A 19,891-nucleotide genomic window follows, 5' to 3' on the forward strand; every position below is an offset into this window, starting at 1 on the left:
CCTGATTAGTTAAGGCTGATAAGCAGCAAACCCTTGTACTCTAGGCTAAAAACTTAGCTTTCGTTTATTAACGCTTATTTAACTAATAATCACAACCCCTAGATAATCAACGAAATGCTTGGCACTTCAGGAGCTAGGTCACATGGGTTCATCATTAATTACAGGTATAGATATAAATCATCACAGCATCAAAGCCGTGGTACTAAAACCCGTGGGGGAGTTGTATGCCCTAGTGGGATACAAAGAGCTGCCGATTTCGGACGACATTTTTACAGCTAACCATACTTTGGAGTATCAGAAAACTGTTAAGAAACTTAAAGAACTTAGGAAAGGACTGCCTTTTGGCTGTCGCAACGTCGCCATTTCGGTACCTGATAACACGGTGATCAGCAAAGTACTGCAAATAGAGAGTGAGTTAGAAGACAGAGAAAAAGAGTTTTCTATCTATCAAACCTTCGCCCATCAATCTCCCTTTCCTATCGAGGAGCTGAGTTTAGATTTTGTAAAGCTGGAAGACAAACGATTTGGTAAAGGTTCGACAAGCAGTTATCAGGTATACGCCACTCGTAAAGAAGTTGTGGATAGCCGAGCGGATGCATTAACCAAGGCTGGCTTCAAACCTTTGGTGGTGGATACACAGGCGCATGGGCTACTTAATATCTGGCAATTGGCCTCGCGCCTGTATCCCGATAAGAAAAACTGGTTGCTAGTGGATGTTGGAATCGACCAAACCTCGCTAGGGGTTATCCCGCAGAATTCGGCGCCTTTCTATAAAGACATCGCCTTTGGCACTCAAGATCTTCGCAGCTCAGATGACCCGAGTGATATCGAGAGCGTGTTCGGTACTATGGAAGAGACACATCAATTCATTGTTAACCTGATTGAGAAGCTCAAGCGTCAATTGCAGCTCTATTCATCGGGAAATGCGCAGCAACCTATCTCAGGGATTTGGTTGATGGGCGAGGGCGCCAGCATCCCTATGGTAACCGAAGAGCTAGAACGCCATTTTCAGTTGAGCTGCGAGTCATTGAATCCTTTGTCTTTATTTGAGAATAAGGTCGCCAAGAGACGCCGACTGCCGATTGACTGGCAACACTTTGGTATCGCGGCGGGTATGGCGATGAGTGGGCTCAAGTGGCAGGGAGAGAAGCATGTTGCATCAAATTAACCTGCTGCCGTGGCGTGATGAGATTCGTGCTCAGCACAAGAAGCGTTTTATCCATCTGGTCATTCTTGGCGTCATCATTGCGCTTATAGGGCAATGGGCGGTTGGTCACTATTTTCACGATCAACAAGCCAAGCAGCAAGCTCGCCTCAATTACCTCAATCAGTACATTGCTGAGCTCGACCGACAAATTCAGTCGTTAAAAGTCGCAGAGCAAGAACACAAAGCCATTCTGACTCGACTTGATGTGGTTGAGTCGCTGCAGCTTGGCCGTAATAAGACCACCGACTTCATGAACTTGATGCCGGAGCTGATTCCAGAGGGTGTCTATGTCGACAAGATAAAGATGAATGGTCAGGAGATTGAAATGTCGGGCATCAGCGACAGCACTGCTCGTCTCGCCACCATGTTGGACAACCTCGAACGTTCAGATTCTTTGAAAGGGGTCGAGATGCACTCTATCGTTCATAACCGCAAGCGCTTCAATAAAGAGTTTCAGACCTTCAAGGTCTCTTTTGTGTTTAGCCCTGTGTCTTTAGAAAACACAACCGCGAGCAGAAAAGATAAGGGGGGGCATCATGGCTAACCTTCAAAATAGGATTAGTAGGCAAAACAGGATGAGCTTGCAAGATCTCGATGTTGATGAGATCACCGAATGGCCATTGTTGCCTCAGCTTCTCGTGATTCTGGTGTTGATGGTGTTAATCCAAGGTGTTGGCACTTGGCTGTATCTGCTGCCGCTCGACGAGGAACTGAAACAGATGAAGCAACAGGAGCAGACCTTAAAAACGACCTTGAGGATAAAGGCGAATAAGGTTGCAGCCTTGCCTAAGTTGCAGAGCCAGTTGGATGAGCTAACTAGTCGCTACGATTATCTATTAGAGCAGCTGCCCGTTCAAAAGGAGTTAGCGAGCATGTTGGCCTCCGTGAATGAGCTCGGCTTGGATAACTCGCTGACCTTCACACGAATCGATTGGGGGCAAAAGCAGAATAAGGAGTTTCTCTATCGATTGCCTCTCAATATAGAGCTGACAGGTGACTATCACGAGATTGGTGACTTCTCTGCTGCCATCGCCAAGCTGCCGCGTATTATTAGCTTTGATGATGTGAATTGGCAGCGAGTCAGTCAAGAAAGTAGCACGCTGCACTTTAGGGTTCGAGCTTATACCTACCAGTTTAAATCGGAGGTTAATGATGAAACCCAATAGCGCGTTTTACTCAATCGTATTGATGCTTGCGTTGTCAGGCTGCAAAGCTAATCAAGACTCACTGCAAGATTTTGTGGCGCAGGTTGAAGCCAAGGCGAGAAAAGATGTCGAGCAACTTGTCCCAGCAACTGAATTCACGGCGGCGACTTATCAGCGTCGATCTTTGCGTCCTCCCTTTGAACTGCCTAAAGAAGCCATTGTGCAAAACCAACCCTTGGTTAAGAAAGACTGTTGGCAACCCAGCGCCCGTTCTCGTAATGGCAAGTTAGAGAAGTACCCGCTGAGTAAGCTTCGTTTAAGAGGCGTGATGGGCAGTGGCTCAAGCGTGTTTGGCTTAGTGCAAACACCCAAAGGCAACGTGGTAAACGTCAAGAAAGGCCAGTTTATCGGCTTAAACAATGGCCGAGTTACTAAGGTGACGAGCCAATACGTTCAGATTAATGAAACTCTTCCAGATGGCTTAGGTTGTTGGCATAAGCGCAACGTTAGGCTGGCTCTGAAGTAAACCAATGTCACATGATGTGGATATGAGATGTAAATATGATTAAAGGAATAAGTGGATTAGTGAGCAAGGCTCTACAAGGTTTTGCTGTGTCTGTGATGTTGGTTGTTAGCGTGCTCAGCCATGCCGAGAGCTTACCGAACAAATTGGAGAATATTGATTTTAGGGTCAATAAGGATAAAGACGCCGTCATCATTATTGAGCTGGCGACCAGCACAGCAGTGGTGGATGTTCAACGAGCTCAGGAAGGGTTAAGTATCGAGCTAATCAATACTCAAGTTGATGATGACAAGCTCTACCTGCTGGATGTGAAGGATTTCGCTACCTTGGTTGAAGGCATTGAAGTCTATAAAGAGACACCAAGCACTCGGCTTCTAGCGACGATTAGCAATGACTATCAGTATGAATACAACCTAAAGGGGCGCTTTATTGAGGTGGTGATCAGCAAACCGGTGCTCGATGAAGCGACCAAAGAAAAAAGCGTTCTAGAGAAAGAGGGCAAGCTGATATCGATTAACTTCCAGGATATCCCGGTACGAAATGTCCTGCAACTGATTGCCGATTACAACGACTTCAATCTCGTGGTGTCTGATTCGGTAGCCGGAAACCTGACGTTACGCTTAGATGGCGTACCTTGGCAGCAAGTTCTCGACATTATCTTGCAAGTTAAAGGCTTGGATAAGCGTGTTGATGGCAATGTTATCTTGGTCGCGCCGAAAGCGGAGCTCGACCTTCGAGAGCAACAAGCGTTAGAGAAATCGCGCTTAGAAGAGGAGTTAGGGGAGCTTAAATCGGAAATCATCAAGATTAACTTTGCTAAAGCCACCGACATCGCTGACATGATTGGAGGTGAAGGTGCGGTCAGCATGTTGTCCGATCGTGGTTCGATTACCATTGATGAGCGCACCAACTCACTGCTCATTCGTGAATTGGAAGAAAACATTGCCGTGATCCGAGGCATCATTGAATCGTTAGACATTCCCGTGAAGCAGGTACAGATAGAGGCACGTATTGTCACGGTTACTGAGGGTAATCTTGATGAGCTTGGCGTGCGCTGGGGCGTTTCCTCAACCAACGGAAGCTTCACCGTTGGTGGCTCAATCGAAGGTAACCACCCATCAGCGATTACGCCGTATGACGACGATAGCGGCAGCAGCGTGATTGATGACTATCTCAACGTCAATTTAGGGGCAACATCGCCGAACGCCTCGAGTATTGCGTTTCAGGTGGCCAAACTGGGTTCAGATACCTTACTCGATCTTGAACTGTCGGCACTGCAACAAGAGTCAAAAGCTGAAATCATTTCTAGTCCACGCTTAATCACCACCAATAAAAAGCCGGCTTATATTGAGCAAGGTACTGAAATTCCTTACTTAGAGTCATCTTCAAGTGGCGCTACGTCGGTTGCATTTAAGAAAGCCGTGTTGAGTCTTAAGGTGACACCGCAGATCACGCCCGATAATCGTTTGGTATTGGATTTGAGCGTGACTCAAGATAGGCCAGGGCAAGTGGTAAAAACTGGAACCGGTGAAGCGGTCGCCATTGATACGCAAAGAATAGGTACGCAAGTGCTTGTTAATAATGGTGAAACTGTCGTGCTTGGCGGGATATTTCAGCACAGCGTGAGCAGTACAGTGGATAAAGTTCCTCTGTTGGGGGACCTGCCAGTTTTGGGCGCATTGTTCCGTCGCAGCTATGAAAATGTGGGTAAAAGTGAACTACTTATTTTTGTCACACCCAAAGTTGTGATTCAGTAATGAACAATTAGATTAAAAATAAAGTTGCATTAGTGGCACCTAACCTTGATAATTTCGGGTCTTATCACGAATTATCTGTGAGGAATCGGTGCCACGGGCCTTTTAATTTCAGTACTTGTACTGACCTACCTTGTGGCGATGTCATTGAATTAACGTTGTAAATTACTGCTAAAAACATGGCTGAGAAACGCAATATTTTTCTTGTTGGCCCAATGGGCGCCGGCAAAAGTACAATTGGTAGACACCTAGCTTCCCAACTTCATATGGAGTTTCTAGACTCTGACACTGTGATCGAAGAGCGCACTGGCGCAGACATCGCATGGGTTTTTGATGTTGAGGGCGAAGAAGGTTTCCGTAAGCGCGAAGAATCTGTAATCAATGATCTGACAGAAGAACAAGGTATTGTTCTTGCGACAGGTGGTGGTTCAGTGTTGAGCAAAGAAAACCGTAACCGTCTATCTGCACGAGGCATTGTTGTATACCTAGAGACAACAATTGAAAAGCAACTTGCTCGCACTAACCGCGACAAGAAACGCCCTCTACTTCAAACAGACAACCCGCGTGATGTGCTAGAAGATCTAGCTGTATCTCGCAACGCACTATACGAAGAAGTGGCGGACTACACAGTTCGTACTGACGACCAAAGTGCAAAAGTGGTAGCCAACCAGATCGTAAAAATGCTAGAAGAACGTTAAGTTCATTTTTTCGGAGAGCAAACCCATGGAACGGATTACGGTCAATCTAGCTGAGCGTAGCTACCCTATCTCTATTGGCGCCGGGTTATTTGAAGACCCGGCGTACCTTTCTTTTTTATCAGGTAAGCAGAAAGTTGTTGTTATCAGTAATGTGACAGTAGCGCCTCTTTATGCTGATAAAATTTTATCGCTATTGGATCAAGTCGGCTGTCAGACATCTCTTCTCGAGCTGCCAGACGGTGAACAGTACAAAACCCTTGAAACGTTCAATTCAGTGATGAGCTACATGCTTGAAGGAAATTACAGCCGCGATGTGGTGGTGATTGCTTTAGGAGGTGGTGTTATCGGTGACTTGGTCGGTTTTGCTGCCTCTTGTTACCAGCGCGGTATTGATTTCATTCAAATCCCGACGACCCTTCTTTCTCAAGTGGACTCTTCTGTTGGTGGTAAAACCGCAGTAAACCATCCTCTTGGTAAGAATATGATCGGCGCTTTTTACCAACCGAAATCTGTGATCATCGATACCAACTGTTTATCAACGCTTCCAGAGCGTGAGTTTGCAGCGGGCATTGCTGAGGTGATCAAATACGGCATCATTTACGATGAAGCCTTCTTTGATTGGTTGGAGCAGAATCTAGAGAAACTTTATCAACTTGATGAAGAAGCACTGATTACCGCGATTGCTCGTTGTTGTGCAATTAAGGCTGAAGTGGTGGCTCTAGATGAAAAAGAGTCAGGAATCAGAGCGTTATTGAACCTAGGTCATACATTTGGTCATGCGATTGAAGCAGAACTAGGCTATGGTAATTGGCTACATGGTGAAGCTGTGTCGTCAGGCACTGTAATGGCAGCTAAAACAGCTCAATTACAGGGACTGATCTCTCAGCAGCAACTTGAGCGAATTATTTCTATACTCAAGAATGCGAAACTACCAATCCATACGCCAGAAAGCATGTCTTTTGAAGACTTTATGAAGCACATGATGCGCGATAAAAAAGTGCTGTCTGGTCAGTTGCGTTTGGTATTACCAACAAGTATTGGTACTGCTGAAGTGGTTGCTGATGTGCCTCAAGACATCATTAAACAAGCGATCGATTTCTGCCGTACTCTTTAAATTTGGTTGTGAGGTTGCCTAGCTAAACTCTAGGCAACTGAAGCGTTTTACTGATCGATCTTATCAGTAGGGATCCCCAATGAGTTTGGCTCATGAATTAAGAGTATTAGAGTTAGAATCTCAAGTTGAGCTGTTAGAGCGCTTACAGCTTTTGACTAACTTTGGTTCAAACCTTGTGACGGTGGCGGGCAAAGCTGGCTCTGGCCGATCTTGGTTGGCTCAGCGTTATCTTGAAGCATGGTCGACAGAAAAAAATCAGTGTTTACTGCTTTGTCATCCAAGCCAAGACGATCAACAACGCCGTGCGCTCATTCTTAGCCAAATTGTTTCTGATCCCCTGTTTAATCAACATGATTCTTTATCGGATAGCCTAACAAGGTTACTGGATGGAGAACCGTGTAATGTGGTTATCGTCGTTGATGATGCCCAACGACTTTCTGAGCTATTGGTATCCGAATTATGGATGTTGGTACTGGAAGCTCAATCAAACCCTCAATGGACGATCAATATCGTTCTCTTCTCGGAACCTGGCCACTTAGATACGTTATTAACGCGTTTGAGCTACGGTCAACAACACAAACCTATCGATCTTGAGATCGATGACCTTTCGCAACCAGAAGCTGAACATTTCTTTGAATCACTGGTGATTCGATATGTTGATGATGAGTCTGAAACTTGCGTGCGACGTGCGTTTAATAAAGCGCAACCTCTGCCCGGTGAGTTAATGGCTTTAGGAGAATTGAAAGTGGAAAAAAGGATTATTATTCGCTCAATTATTGGCTCACCCATCAATATCGCGATTGTGGTGGCCTTGCTGTTGATTTTAATTGGTGGTGGTTATTGGTGGATGTTCAGTCAACCAACCCCTGACGATAAAGCGCAATCTCTTATCGCTCCGATTGAACAGACAGCTATCCCAACTTTTGAAGTGGAAAGTGGTACCGAGCAAGCTGGAATCGACGGAATGGACGATTCTGAAGCCGAAGCTGACATGAGTTATCAAGGTGCTGATGACGACAGCTCATCTTTGCCACCGACTGTCGTTGAAGATACCGCGAGTGTTGGAGAAGTCGAACAAGATCAGCAGCGTGTCGTAATCACCTCTGATGTGGTTGATGCCTTGCTTGATGATAAACCTGAAAGTGCCGATACCAGTGCGATTGATGCTGCTGTTGAAGAAAACACAGGTGCCGCGGTGAGTTCGCAATCAGATGCAGACAAAGTGGAGTCACAGCCTTCAGCCGATGAAGCAACAGACCTAACACAGTCCACGCCACCGACTAAGAAAATCACATTCTCATTTTCTCGCGAAGAGTTACAAGCTATCTCTCCGCGAGCTTATACTTTGCAGTTGAGTGCGATGACCTCATTGGACGACGTACAGTCTTTCATTGAAGAGTATGACCTTGAGAACAAGGTTCGTATTTACCCAACACTTCGCAACGACACCAAGTGGTTTATTATCACTTATCAAGATTATCCAACGATTCAAGTGGCGAGAGACGCGGTAAGTGCGTTATCAAAACCCCTTCAACAGTTGGAACCTTGGGCAAAATCGATGAATCAAGTACATCGAGAGATAGAACGTGCGAAATAACCCTGAGCTTAGCCTCAAAATATGTTACATTCCGCAGCCTTATTTTTGAGTTGATAGATAGAGCAGTAAATGAAAAAGCAGCGTGCCTTTCTAAAATGGGCTGGTGGTAAATATGGCCTAGTTGAAGACATCCAACGTCACCTGCCACCTGCTCGTAAATTGGTAGAACCGTTTGTCGGTGCCGGCTCAGTATTTCTGAATACTGACTTTGAACAGTACCTGCTTGCAGATATCAATCCCGATCTTATCAACCTGTACAACCTACTTAAAACCGATCCTGAAACTTATATCACGGAAGCGAAGCGCTGGTTCTGTCCTGAGAACAACCGCAAAGAAGCCTTCTTAGATATTCGTGCTGAGTTCAATGGTACAGATAACGTCATGTATCGTTCGTTGGCTTTCTTGTATATGAACCGATTTGGCTTCAATGGCCTATGTCGCTACAACAAGAAGGGCGGTTTTAACGTTCCATTTGGTTCTTATAAAAAACCTTACTTCCCAGAAGCTGAGCTGGAGTTTTTTGCCGAAAAAGCGAAAAAAGCCACCTTTGTCTGTGAGGGCTACCATGAAACCTTTAGCCGCGCGCGCAAAGGCTGTGTGGTTTACTGCGATCCTCCATACGCACCACTGTCGAACACGGCTAACTTTACCTCTTACGCAGGTAATGGCTTTAGCTTAGATGACCAAGCTGCACTGGCGGATGTTGCTGAAAAAGCAGCGATGGAACGCGGTATTCCTGTTTTGATTTCAAACCACGATACGACATTAACTCGTCGCTTATATCATGGTGCGGAGTTGAACGTGGTTAGGGTGAAACGCACCATCAGCCGTAATGGCGCTGGCCGTAATAAAGTTGATGAGCTATTGGCACTTTTCCATAAAGAGAAAAACCAGCAGCACACATCAGCTGAACAGTAATGGTCAGAATATCCGCCAAACTCATTAAATTGAGTGACCAACGGATACTTTCTTAAACTAATCTTTCGAACTGCTAGGATCTGCTTAGGTGCTTAGGTAGAATTGCACACCAAATAGTCTTGGGATTGAGTCTTGTACTTGTGTATGAGATGTCACCAAGGCGGTGATATTCGCAATTTACTCACTCTTAAGAGGTTTGGTATGAAAGATTTTCTAATCGCTCCATCGATTTTGTCTGCAGATTTTGCTCGTCTTGGTGAAGACGTAGAAAAAGTACTCGCAGCTGGTGCTGATGTTGTGCACTTCGATGTGATGGACAACCACTACGTACCTAACCTGACTTTTGGCGCGCCTATCTGTAAAGCGCTGCGCGACTACGGTATTACGGCTCCTATCGATGTTCACCTTATGGTTAAGCCAGTAGACAGCATCGTGCCTGAGTTTGCTAAAGCCGGCGCATCAATGATTACCTTCCACGTTGAAGCTTCAGAGCACATCGATCGCACTCTACAGCTAATCAAAGAGCACGGCTGTAAAGCGGGTGTGGTTCTTAACCCTGCAACGCCGCTTTCTTGCTTAGATTACATCCTAGACAAAGTAGACATGATTCTACTGATGTCTGTGAACCCAGGCTTCGGCGGTCAATCTTTCATTCCGCACACGCTAGATAAACTACGTGCTGTTCGTAAGCTGATTGATGAGTCAGGCCGTGACATTCGCCTTGAGATTGATGGCGGCGTGAAGGTTGATAACATCCGTGAAATCGCAGAAGCGGGCGCAGATATGTTCGTTGCGGGTTCAGCTATCTTCAATCAACCAGATTACAAAGAAGTGATTGATGAGATGCGTGCAGAGCTTGCAAAAGTAAACGCATAATCGTAAAACTACAGATAGATTGAATATTAAGGGGCTAATTTGCCCCTTTTTTACGTCTTATAGCTCAACTCATAAGACGAACATAATAAATAGGAAAGTAAGATGTCATTAAGCTCAATAAAACTGATCGCCTTTGATTTGGATGGAACCTTGTTAGACAGCGTGCCTGATTTGGCCGTTGCTGCTGACCAAGCTTGTCAGGAGTTGGGTTTCCCTTCAGTGAGCGAAGAACAAGTTCGCGACTACGTAGGTAATGGTGCTGATGTTCTTATCGGACGTTCACTCAGCCGTAACTTGACGGTTGACCCAAGCCTAGAGCCAGAGCTACTGAAAAAAGCACGCATCCTGTTTGATGATTTCTATGAGCAGGGCGGTCACAAGCTAAGTCACCTTTACCCATCGGTTAAAGAGACGCTGGCTGAGCTGGATAAAGCCGGCTTCACTATGGCGCTGGTTACCAACAAGCCATCGAAGTTTGTACCAGACGTACTGGCGCAACACGGTATTGATAAGTACTTTGTTGATGTGTTGGGTGGCGACTCTTTCCCAGAGAAAAAACCGAACCCAGTCGCTCTGAACTGGTTGCTAGAAAAGCACAATGTAAAAGCGGAAGAGATGTTGATGGTTGGCGATTCAAGCAACGACATTAAAGCGGCTAAGAATGCAGGTTGTCACTCGTTTGGTCTGACTTACGGTTATAACCACGGCGAGCCGATTTCAGCATCAAACCCTGACTATGTCGCGGATAACGTCGCGCAATTACTAGATGTCGTTCTAGTTTCAGCATAAAGCGGACAAAAGTTAGCTAACCTACTAGCAAAATACTTATCAATGAGTACACTGGATGAGCCGTACAGAAGAGCTGTGCGGCTTTTCTATATTTAAGTTAAGAAGCTAAGCGTTCAATAAACTTAGCGAATAAGCAAAGGAATTAAAACCATGAGCAAGCCCATCGTATTGAGTGGTGTTCAACCATCTGGTGAACTAAGTATCGGTAACTACTTGGGTGCTCTACGTCAATGGCAACAGATGCAAGATGATTACGATTGCCAATACTGTGTTGTAGACCTTCACGCAATTACGGTTCGCCAAGACCCGAAAGCACTGCATGAAGCGACTCTAGACGCACTAGCAATCTGTCTTGCTGTCGGTGTTGATCCAAAGAAGAGCACGCTATTTGTTCAGTCACACGTACCAGAGCATGCTCAACTTGGTTGGCTTCTTAACTGTTACACGCAAATGGGTGAACTGAGCCGTATGACTCAGTTTAAAGATAAGTCTGCACGCCACTCAAATGACGTAAACGTAGGCCTATACGACTACCCAGTGTTGATGGCTGCAGACATCCTGCTTTACGGTGCTCATCAAGTGCCTGTAGGTAGCGACCAGAAACAACACTTAGAGTTAGCGCGTGATATCGCAACTCGCTTCAACAACATCTACGGTCCTGAAACGCCAATCTTCCAAGTACCAGAACCTTACATTCCAACAGTGAATGCACGTGTAATGAGCCTGCAAGATGCGACGAAGAAGATGTCTAAGTCAGACGACAACCGTAAGAACGTGATTACTTTGCTAGAAGAACCTAAGTCGATCATCAAGAAGATCAACAAAGCGCAAACCGATGCAGAAACACCACCACGCATTGCTCACGATTGGGAAAACAAAGCGGGTATCTCTAACCTAATGGGTCTGTACTCTGCAGCGACAGGTAAAACGTTCGAAGAGATCGAAGCGCAGTACCAAGGCGTTGAAATGTACGGTCCGTTCAAGAAAGACGTAGGCGCAGCATTGGTTGAGATGCTTGAGCCGATTCAAGCTGAATATCACCGTATCCGTGCTGACCGTGCCTACATGGACGCAGTAATGAAAGCCGGTGCTGAAAAAGCCTCTGAACGTGCTGCAGTGACACTGAAAAAAGCATACGAAGCAGTAGGTTTTGTTACTCGCCCATAGGGTGAACTAACACAACTCGCTTGAGAATTTGAGCCCAAAGTAGCTGTTGTTTACTTTGGGCTTTTTCATGCCCATTCCATTTGCCTTCCTCGAAACCCCCTTGTTTGAATTGATAATTTACCCAGTATTTAGCTAGCATATCCATCGCTGTAATGCTGTGCAGATGATCTTATTTGGTACCCTCAAGCTTTATAAAATTACACTCGTTTCTATATATGTTGGAAATATATAACGTGCCAAACAATTGATGATTCCAAAGTGATAAGTTCCTCATTTTCTTGCCAACTGACTTATTCCTTTCATAAATAAACCTGATAGTTACCACAAAATACATGACTGCCCATAGATGGCAGTGACTATAACTCGATGAACTCAGGTGAAACGGATGGCTCTTTTACACAAACCTTCATTGCTAGCAGTGGCAATTGGTAGCTTGTTAACCACAAGCGCACACGCTGATTTGTTTATTTCACAATATGTGGAAGGCGGCAGCTACAACAAAGCGGTTGAGATCGCCAATAACGGCGATAGCAGCATTAACTTAGATGGTTACTCACTGGCGAAGTCTGCCAATGGCAACGGATCATGGGGCGCCACTTTACCTTTAGATGGCCACGTTTTAGCGCCCGGTGAAGTGCTTGTTGTTGCTCATACCAGTGCTAGTGATGAGATTAAGGCGGTCGCTGACATTCTAAATGCTTCATTGGCTAATCATAATGGTGACGACCCGCTAGCTATCTTGAATGCAGATGGTTCGGTGCATGATGTTGTTGGTTTGATGGGCGATGTGGACTGGGGCAAAGATGTTACTTTGGTTCGTGCGACACAAACACCTTCTGCGACGTTTGATGCTTCACAATGGGTATCGCTACCAAAAGACAGTATTGAAGGGCTAGGTTCACTAGACAGTGTTGAGCTGCCAGAAGCCTTTACTTGTACAGAAGATGGCTCAGACCCGGTATTTACCACCATTCAAGAGATCCAAGGCGAAGGTGCTACATCACCGTTCATCGATGGCTACCCGTACATCACCGACGATGAATACTTCGTAAAAGGTGTAGTTAGCGCAGTGACTACTGGCCTAACCAAAGGCTTCTACCTGCAAGCACTTGAGGATGACTTCAACTCAAGCACTTCTGAGGGTCTATTTATTCACACTAACCAGTCAAGCTCAGATTTAGTTGCGGGTGATGTGGTGTGTGTGAAAGGTAAGGTTCAAGAATACTACAGCCACACTCAGCTTAAAGTTGAAAACAACCAATGGCTAAAGCAGGGCGAACAGCAATCCCCTGAAGCGACGGCGATTGAAGTGCTAGACAGTGACGAGAACTTCGCTGCAACGCTTGAACGCTACGAAGGCATGTTGGTGAAAACAACCGAAGCGCTTGATATGCGTGTGACGCGTACCTTTGGTTATGACTACGCAGGTCGTCGTAACAACATGGTACTGGCGCATGAGCGTATTAACATGCAGCCGAACCAGCTTTTCGCCGCGGGATCTGACGAAGCGAAGCAGCAAACTGAAGACAACGCAGACCGCCGTCTTTTCGTTGAAACCGATCAAAAAGCGGCTGATGGACAAGTCCCTTTCTACCCAGATTTTGGCCGCACTGATATCGACCAAGATGGTTCAACAGAAGATTACATCCGCATTGATGACACCATTGTTGGCCTAGAAGGCGTGCTGACTTACAGCTACGGTGAGTACCGTTTAATTGCGACTAACCAGATCTCGGCTGAAAACTATGTGCGTAACGATCCGCGTACCGACAAACCAGACATGGATGAAGGCGACCTACGTATTGCGACCTTCAACGTATTGAACTACTTCAACTCTCCATTTGGTGGCGACGCGAATCAGCACGGCAATAACCGTGGCGCGAACACCATCACTGAGTTTGAGATGCAGCAAGAGAAGATTGTGAACGCGATTCTTCGCTTAGATGCAGACATCATTGGCTTGATGGAAATTGAGAACAATGGCTTTGGTGAAGGCTCTGCCATTCAGCAACTTGTAAACCAACTGAATGATCGCATTGAGCGTAAGAAAGACCGTTATACCTTTGTGGCTGTCGACTCGAACGAAGACGGCGTAACCGACGAGATGGACTCTATTGGTACTGACGTTATCACAACGGGTGTTATCTACCGTAAGAAGGTGGTTAAGCTTAAAGACAGCCGTGTTATCGCGATGCCAAGCCAACAAGCACCAGAGGTGTTAGACGATTCAGGCAAGGTGATTGAAGACGGTAAGAACTACCAACGTGACTCATTGGCGCCAACCTTTAAAGTTAAAGGCACCAAAGAGAAACTCACCGTAGCGATCAACCACTTTAAATCGAAAGGCTCTAAGTGTTGGGAAGATGCTGCTCCGATTGAGCAGGGCGGCCAAGGCGGCGTTGATGCCGATAAGCAAGGTTCATGTGAGAACTTCCGTGTTGCTGCGGCGGTTGCATTAGGTGAAGCGCTCGATGGCATCAAAGGTCACAAAGTGATCCTGGGTGATATGAACTCGTACGGCATGGAAGATCCAATGCTGGTGCTAACCGATTACTCGGAAGAGAAATACGGCAAGCAGATCAAAGCAGCTCGTAATACCTACATTGATGGTGTTGAGCAGTTTGGTGATAGCGGTGCGGTGATTACGAAGAACTACGGTTATATCAATGCTGTGGCTCAAAAGCACCCAGACAGCTGGAGCTACTCATACAATGACGAAGTGGGCGCACTGGATCACCTGTTGATCAGCGACAGCCTGAAAGACATGGTGGTGGATGCAACGGACTGGCACATTAATGGTGGTGAATCGACGTTGTTTGACTACAACGAAGAGTACAAAGGCGATCTGCCTAAGTACCAAGATCACTTCCGTTCATCGGATCATGATCCTGCGGTTCTTGAGTTAAGAGTCGGCGGTTCATTCGGCTTGGGTGCATTGATGTCATTGTTTGGCCTGGCAATGTGGCGTCGTCGCAAGTAGCTAAACTGTAAGTAGATTGGCTTGCCATACAAGCAAGCCAATTCAGATAACTTAACGCTATCTGTAAACAATTAAGGTCAACCTAGGTTGGCCTTAATTATTGGCGAAATGCAGTTTCCACTTGCCTTTCGCTATGGGTATTGCACAATACCGCCCCTATATCTCCCAATCCTTTAGTATTTAGCAAACGATTTCGACTCATGTTACTTATCATCGATAACTACGACTCCTTTACTTATAACTTGTATCAGTATTTCTGTGAGTTAGGGGTAACTGTAAAAGTTGTACGCAACGATGAGATTGATATTGCGGGCATCGAAGCACTGAATCCTAGTCACCTTGTTATCTCGCCGGGTCCTTGTACACCGGATGATGCGGGAATCTCTCTGCAAGTTATAGAACACTTCGTTGGCAAGCTGCCGATCTTAGGTGTGTGTCTTGGTCATCAAGCCATTGCTCAAGTGTTTGGTGGTGAAGTGGTGAGAGCCAGACAAGTGATGCACGGTAAAACCTCGCCAATACGCCACAATGGCAAGAGTGTTTTTCAAGGTCTCAATAACCCTCTGACTGTGACACGTTACCACTCACTCGTGGTGAAAAATGGCACGCTACCAGACTGCTTTGAGCTGACGTCTTGGACGGAGTTTGAAGATGGCAGCATGGATGAGATCATGGGTTATCAACACAAAACCTTGCCGATTGATGCGGTGCAATTTCACCCTGAATCGATTAAAACAGAGCAAGGACACCAGCTTCTCACTAACTTCCTAGCACGCTGAGTGTTTAAATTTGACTCTTTCTCCGTCTAAATAAGCCAGTTTAACGTATTCCATTACCCGTTAAGCGTTTAAATTCGGGCGCTACGCGTCTTCATCCCTCTGACGCCGATCACTTTTTATAACATTTCTCCCTCGTCAGGCTAAGTTTTTAGCCTATGCAAAATTATTCGCGTTATTTCGTCTCGAACCCAATATACCGCAATGCCAGTAAGGCTTTGCTGTTGCTGGTTATACGTTTAGGTAAAAAAAGCTTCATAAAACAGATTAATTGATGCATAAATAGTCATAGGTAGTGACGTTTAGCTGGTTGTAAGGGATGGCTAAAGAATAATCTACTATTGAAAAGGTTAATTAAATGTAAATATAATGCTGCAGCGGGATTATGGCGAGACAAAATATCTTTGTCTCACTTATGAACCATTACGCTTATTTGCGAAGCTTGCGGTATCGAGAAGGAATGTACGATGACAGTGGAAAATAAAGTAGAACGTAGTCTGTTTAATGAGGTGATGGTGCCTTGTTATAACCCAATGGAAATGATCCCAGTAAAAGGGGAAGGCGCACGCGTTTGGGACCAACAAGGCCGAGAGTATATCGACTTTGCTGGTGGTATCGCTGTGAGCTGTTTGGGTCACTGTCACCCAGCAATGGTTAATGCTGTTACCGAGCAAGCAAACAAGATTTGGCACCTAAGTAATGTAATGACTAACGAACCTGCACTGCGTCTAGCGAAGAAGCTAACTGACGTATGTTTTGCAGAAAAAGTATTCTTTGCGAACTCTGGTGCAGAAGCGAACGAAGCAGCACTTAAGCTAGCTCGTCGTTGGGCTGCGGATGTTCACGGTCCTGAGAAATCTGAAATCATTGCATTCAAACAAGGTTTCCACGGTCGTACTTTCTTTACTGTAACCGTTGGTGGTCAAGAAGCTTACTCAGATGGCTTCGGTCCAAAACCTGGCGATGTAACTCACCTACCTTACAACGATATTGCCGCTCTAGAAGCGCATATCTCTGATCGCACTTGTGCCATCATGATGGAACCTCTGCAAGGCGAGGGCGGTATCATCTCTCCAACGGCTGAGTTCGTGAATACGGTTCGTGAACTGTGTGACAAGCACAATGCATTGTTGATTTTTGATGAAGTACAAACAGGTAATGGTCGTACTGGTAACTTCTATGCTTACCAAGGTCTGGGCGTGACGCCAGACATTCTAAGCACAGCGAAGTCTCTAGGTGGCGGTTTCCCTATCGGCGCAATGCTGACGACGTCTGAACTGGCTACACACCTTAAGGTTGGTACGCACGGTTCTACATACGGTGGTAACCCACTGGCGTGTGCGGTAGCTGAAGCAGTGGTTGACGTAGTTAGCCAACCTGAGACTCTAGAAGGCGTAAAAGAGCGTGAAGCGCTATTCCGTGATGGTCTAACTAAGATTAACGACAAATACCAAATTTTCAGTGAGATTCGTGGTAAAGGCCTATTGTTAGGTGCTGCACTGAATGACGAATGGCAAGGGCGTGCGCGTGACGTATTAGTAGCAGCAGGCGAGCAAGGCCTAATGGTACTGGTTGCGGGTGCAAACGTGGTTCGTTTTACTCCATCACTGGTTATCACTAAACAAGAAATTGAAGAAGGTTTATCAAAACTAGACAAAGCAATCGCTACGCTAGTTTAGCCTGAGCGGCGTCATAGGAATGATCGCCATTAGAGCGATCTCATGACGTACTGCTAAAGGCCCAAGCTTCTGGTTTTGGGCCTATTTTGCATCTGGAGGGAATATTGATGCTAGTTGTTCGCCCAATAAAACTATCTGATTACGACGCGTTGCACACCTGTGCAGTTGAATCAGGTCATGGATTCACATCTCTTCCGGTTAACGAAGAATTGTTAACTAACCGAATTACCCATTCTGAATACAGCTTTGCGAAAGCAGACGTGACCGAACCCGGTGATGAAGGCTATCTAATGGTGGGTTTCGACGCTGAAACTGGCGAAGTTGCTGGTACAACGGGTATCGAAGCTTCCATTGGCTGGGATGTGCCTTTTTACTCGTACCACATCAGTAAAGTGGTTCACTCTTCACAGCGCCTTAAAGTGAATAACGTGGTTAAGCTGTTGACGTTTGGTAATAACTACACAGGCTGCAGCGAAATTTGTACGCTGTTCTTACGTCCTGATTACCGCAAAGGCTTAAACGGTCGACTGATGTCTAAGTGTCGTTTCCTACTGATGGCTGAGCACCCAGAGCGTTTCTCAAAAACGATCTTTGCTGAGATGCGTGGTGTATCAGATGCGGAAGGCAATTCTCCTTTCTGGCAATGGCTGCAAGAACATTTCTTCTCGATTGACTTCACGCTTGCCGATTACCTAACCGGTATTGGTAAGAAAGGCTTCATTGCTGACCTAATGCCTAAGCTACCTATCTACGTGAACCTACTGAGCAAAGAAGCTCAAGCGGTGATCGGAGAGGTACATGACAATACGCGCCCTGCACTTAAGTTGCTGGAACGTGAAGGTTTCACCAACCGTGGTTATGTCGACATCTTTGATGCAGGCCCAACGGTTGAGTGTGATCTAAGAAACATCGAATCTGTGCGTCACTCAATTCGAGCACAGGTTCAAATTGCAGAGCACTCTAGCTCTAAAGACTTCCTAATTGGTAATACCTCGTTTGAGAACTTCCGCGCAGTAGCCGCGAAAGGTGCGTATGACCAAGCAAGCGACACAGTGATTTTATCATCTGAAGTAGCAAGCGCTCTTGAAGTAAAAGAAGGCGAATTCGTTCGCATGTTGGCTCAATAAGAGCGGCGATTATCTGTCGAAGATTTTAAGGATAGAAGTATGACTCAGTGGATAGCAGGACAGTGGGTGGCAGGTCAAGGTGACGCCATGACATCAGTAAGCCCATACAACAATGAAGTAGTGTGGCAGGGTGATAGCGCGACACCAGCACAGGTTGAATCTGCAGTAGCAGCAGCTCGTGAAGCCTTCTTGGTTTGGAAAAAACTGAGCTTTGCAGAGCGTGAAGCGATCGTGTTGAACTTTGCTGAGAAAGTTAAAGAGAACAGCGAAGAAATCGCGCAAATCATCGCGAAAGAGACGGGCAAACCGATTTGGGAAACTCGCACTGAAGCGGGCGCAATGGCGGGCAAGATTGCTATTTCAATTCGTGCTTACCATGAGCGTACCGGTGAAGCTTCTCGTGAAGCGGCAGGCAACCAGATTGTACTGCGTCACCGTCCATTAGGCGTGATGGCAGTATTTGGTCCTTATAACTTCCCTGGTCACCTACCTAACGGTCATATTGTTCCTGCACTGCTATCGGGTAATACCGTGGTATTTAAGCCTTCAGAGCAGACACCTTGGACGGGTGAGTTTGCGATGAAATTATGGCAAGAAGCGGGTCTTCCTGCTGGCGTAATCAACCTAGTACAAGGCGCTAAAGAGACAGGTATCGCACTGGCCAATGCTAAAGGTCTTGATGGCGTGCTGTTCACGGGTAGTGCTAATACGGGGCATATCCTTCACCGTCAATTCGCGGGCCAACCGGGCAAGATGCTGGCACTAGAGATGGGTGGCAATAACCCTATGGTGATCAGTGACCAATATGGTGACGCAGACGCAACGGTTTATACGATTATCCAATCGGCTTTCATCAGTGCAGGTCAACGTTGTACATGTGCTCGTCGTTTGTATGTTCCTGTTGGCGAGAAGGGGGATCTGCTACTCGATAAGCTGGTCGCAGCGACGCAAAAGATTCGTGTTGATCAGCCATTCGCTGAACCAGCACCCTTCATGGGTCCTCAGATCTCTGAAGCGGCGGCTAAGTTCATTCTGGACGCGCAAGCGAATCTACAATCGTTAGGCGGCGTCAGCCTAGTAGAAGCAAAAGCGGGTCAAGCGGCATTCGTAACCCCGGGTATTATCGATGCAACCAACATTGCTGAACTGCCGGATGAAGAGTACTTCGGTCCATTGCTACAAGTTGTTCGTTACCAGTCACTAGAGCAAGCGGTTGAGTTAGCGAACGACACTCGTTTTGGTTTGTCTGCGGGTCTTGTATCAACAGATGATTCTGAATGGGAATACTTCGTTGACCATATCCGTGCGGGTATTGTTAACCGTAACCGTCAGCTAACAGGCGCAAGTGGTGATGCACCATTTGGTGGTCCGGGTGCTTCAGGCAACCTACGCCCAAGTGCTTACTATGCGGCGGACTACTGTGCTTATCCTATGGCTTCAATGGAAGGCGGTGAAACTCAACTTCCAGCAACGTTTAGCCCGGGTATTGAGCTTTAATTTAGGCTAATGAGTCTTAGGCTCATGCGTTAAGCTTGAAATAG

17 protein-coding genes are annotated in these 19,891 nt (G+C 46.2%); all 17 read left to right on the top strand.

Annotated elements, in window-relative coordinates:
* The first annotated feature begins 142 nt into the window (after nt 1-142).
* The 17 genes from pilM (at nt 143) to astD (ending at nt 19,847) form a co-directional block, all read left to right on the top strand.
* Complete coding sequence (gene pilM / locus AB4623_RS12870; RefSeq protein ID WP_372146566.1) at nt 143-1,168, top strand: type IV pilus assembly protein PilM; 1,026 nt, start codon at nt 143-145, stop codon at nt 1,166-1,168.
* The gene (locus AB4623_RS12875) at nt 1,152-1,751 is read left to right on the top strand and encodes a PilN domain-containing protein (RefSeq protein WP_372146568.1); all 600 of its coding nucleotides are present in this window, start codon (nt 1,152-1,154) and stop codon (nt 1,749-1,751) included. The genes pilM and AB4623_RS12875 overlap by 17 nt, the downstream gene beginning before the upstream one ends.
* Nucleotides 1,744-2,373, top strand: coding sequence for a type 4a pilus biogenesis protein PilO (locus tag AB4623_RS12880; protein WP_017061128.1), 630 nt, complete (start codon nt 1,744-1,746; stop codon nt 2,371-2,373). The genes AB4623_RS12875 and AB4623_RS12880 overlap by 8 nt, the downstream gene beginning before the upstream one ends.
* Complete coding sequence (locus tag AB4623_RS12885) at nt 2,360-2,878, top strand: pilus assembly protein PilP (protein ID WP_017063694.1); 519 nt, start codon at nt 2,360-2,362, stop codon at nt 2,876-2,878. Before AB4623_RS12880 ends, AB4623_RS12885 begins: the two co-directional genes overlap by 14 nt.
* A gap of 35 nt (nt 2,879-2,913) precedes the next feature.
* Nucleotides 2,914-4,632 carry a type IV pilus secretin PilQ gene (locus tag AB4623_RS12890; RefSeq protein ID WP_032545762.1) on the top strand — a complete coding sequence of 573 codons (1,719 nt, stop codon included), beginning with the start codon at nt 2,914-2,916 and terminating at the stop codon, nt 4,630-4,632.
* A 176-nt stretch (nt 4,633-4,808) separates the two neighbouring features.
* Nucleotides 4,809-5,327 (top strand): shikimate kinase AroK, encoded by a 519-nt coding sequence (gene aroK / locus AB4623_RS12895; protein WP_017061125.1) that lies wholly within the window; start codon nt 4,809-4,811, stop codon nt 5,325-5,327.
* 25 nt (nt 5,328-5,352) lie between these two features.
* The gene (gene aroB, locus AB4623_RS12900; protein ID WP_017061124.1) at nt 5,353-6,441 is read left to right on the top strand and encodes a 3-dehydroquinate synthase; all 1,089 of its coding nucleotides are present in this window, start codon (nt 5,353-5,355) and stop codon (nt 6,439-6,441) included.
* A gap of 79 nt (nt 6,442-6,520) precedes the next feature.
* A complete protein-coding gene (locus tag AB4623_RS12905) occupies nt 6,521-8,038 on the top strand; it encodes an AAA family ATPase (protein WP_017068836.1) in 1,518 nt (505 codons plus the stop codon).
* 69 nt (nt 8,039-8,107) lie between these two features.
* Entirely contained in the window at nt 8,108-8,956 is an 849-nt protein-coding gene (locus AB4623_RS12910; protein WP_372098423.1) for a Dam family site-specific DNA-(adenine-N6)-methyltransferase, read from the top strand.
* Between the two features lie 201 nt (nt 8,957-9,157).
* Nucleotides 9,158-9,832, top strand: coding sequence for a ribulose-phosphate 3-epimerase (rpe, locus tag AB4623_RS12915; protein ID WP_010435263.1), 675 nt, complete (start codon nt 9,158-9,160; stop codon nt 9,830-9,832).
* Between the two features lie 102 nt (nt 9,833-9,934).
* Nucleotides 9,935-10,621, top strand: coding sequence for a phosphoglycolate phosphatase (locus tag AB4623_RS12920; RefSeq protein ID WP_017061120.1), 687 nt, complete (start codon nt 9,935-9,937; stop codon nt 10,619-10,621).
* Between the two features lie 150 nt (nt 10,622-10,771).
* Complete coding sequence (trpS, locus tag AB4623_RS12925) at nt 10,772-11,788, top strand: tryptophan--tRNA ligase (RefSeq protein WP_016796005.1); 1,017 nt, start codon at nt 10,772-10,774, stop codon at nt 11,786-11,788.
* A 385-nt stretch (nt 11,789-12,173) separates the two neighbouring features.
* A complete protein-coding gene (locus tag AB4623_RS12930; RefSeq protein ID WP_372146570.1) occupies nt 12,174-14,768 on the top strand; it encodes an ExeM/NucH family extracellular endonuclease in 2,595 nt (864 codons plus the stop codon).
* A gap of 200 nt (nt 14,769-14,968) precedes the next feature.
* Entirely contained in the window at nt 14,969-15,547 is a 579-nt protein-coding gene (locus AB4623_RS12935; RefSeq protein WP_372146572.1) for an aminodeoxychorismate/anthranilate synthase component II, read from the top strand.
* Nucleotides 15,548-16,011: 464 nt separating this feature from the next.
* The gene (locus AB4623_RS12940; RefSeq protein ID WP_017066202.1) at nt 16,012-17,223 is read left to right on the top strand and encodes an aspartate aminotransferase family protein; all 1,212 of its coding nucleotides are present in this window, start codon (nt 16,012-16,014) and stop codon (nt 17,221-17,223) included.
* A gap of 107 nt (nt 17,224-17,330) precedes the next feature.
* The gene (gene astA, locus AB4623_RS12945; RefSeq protein WP_017061116.1) at nt 17,331-18,350 is read left to right on the top strand and encodes an arginine N-succinyltransferase; all 1,020 of its coding nucleotides are present in this window, start codon (nt 17,331-17,333) and stop codon (nt 18,348-18,350) included.
* A gap of 39 nt (nt 18,351-18,389) precedes the next feature.
* On the top strand, nt 18,390-19,847 hold the full coding sequence (astD, locus tag AB4623_RS12950) for a succinylglutamate-semialdehyde dehydrogenase (RefSeq protein WP_372146574.1): 1,458 nt from the start codon (nt 18,390-18,392) through the stop codon (nt 19,845-19,847).
* The last annotated feature ends 44 nt before the right edge of the window (nt 19,848-19,891 follow it).

This window comes from Vibrio sp. 10N.222.52.C12 (genome assembly GCF_041474215.1).
Taxonomy (GTDB): domain Bacteria; phylum Pseudomonadota; class Gammaproteobacteria; order Enterobacterales; family Vibrionaceae; genus Vibrio; species Vibrio crassostreae_C.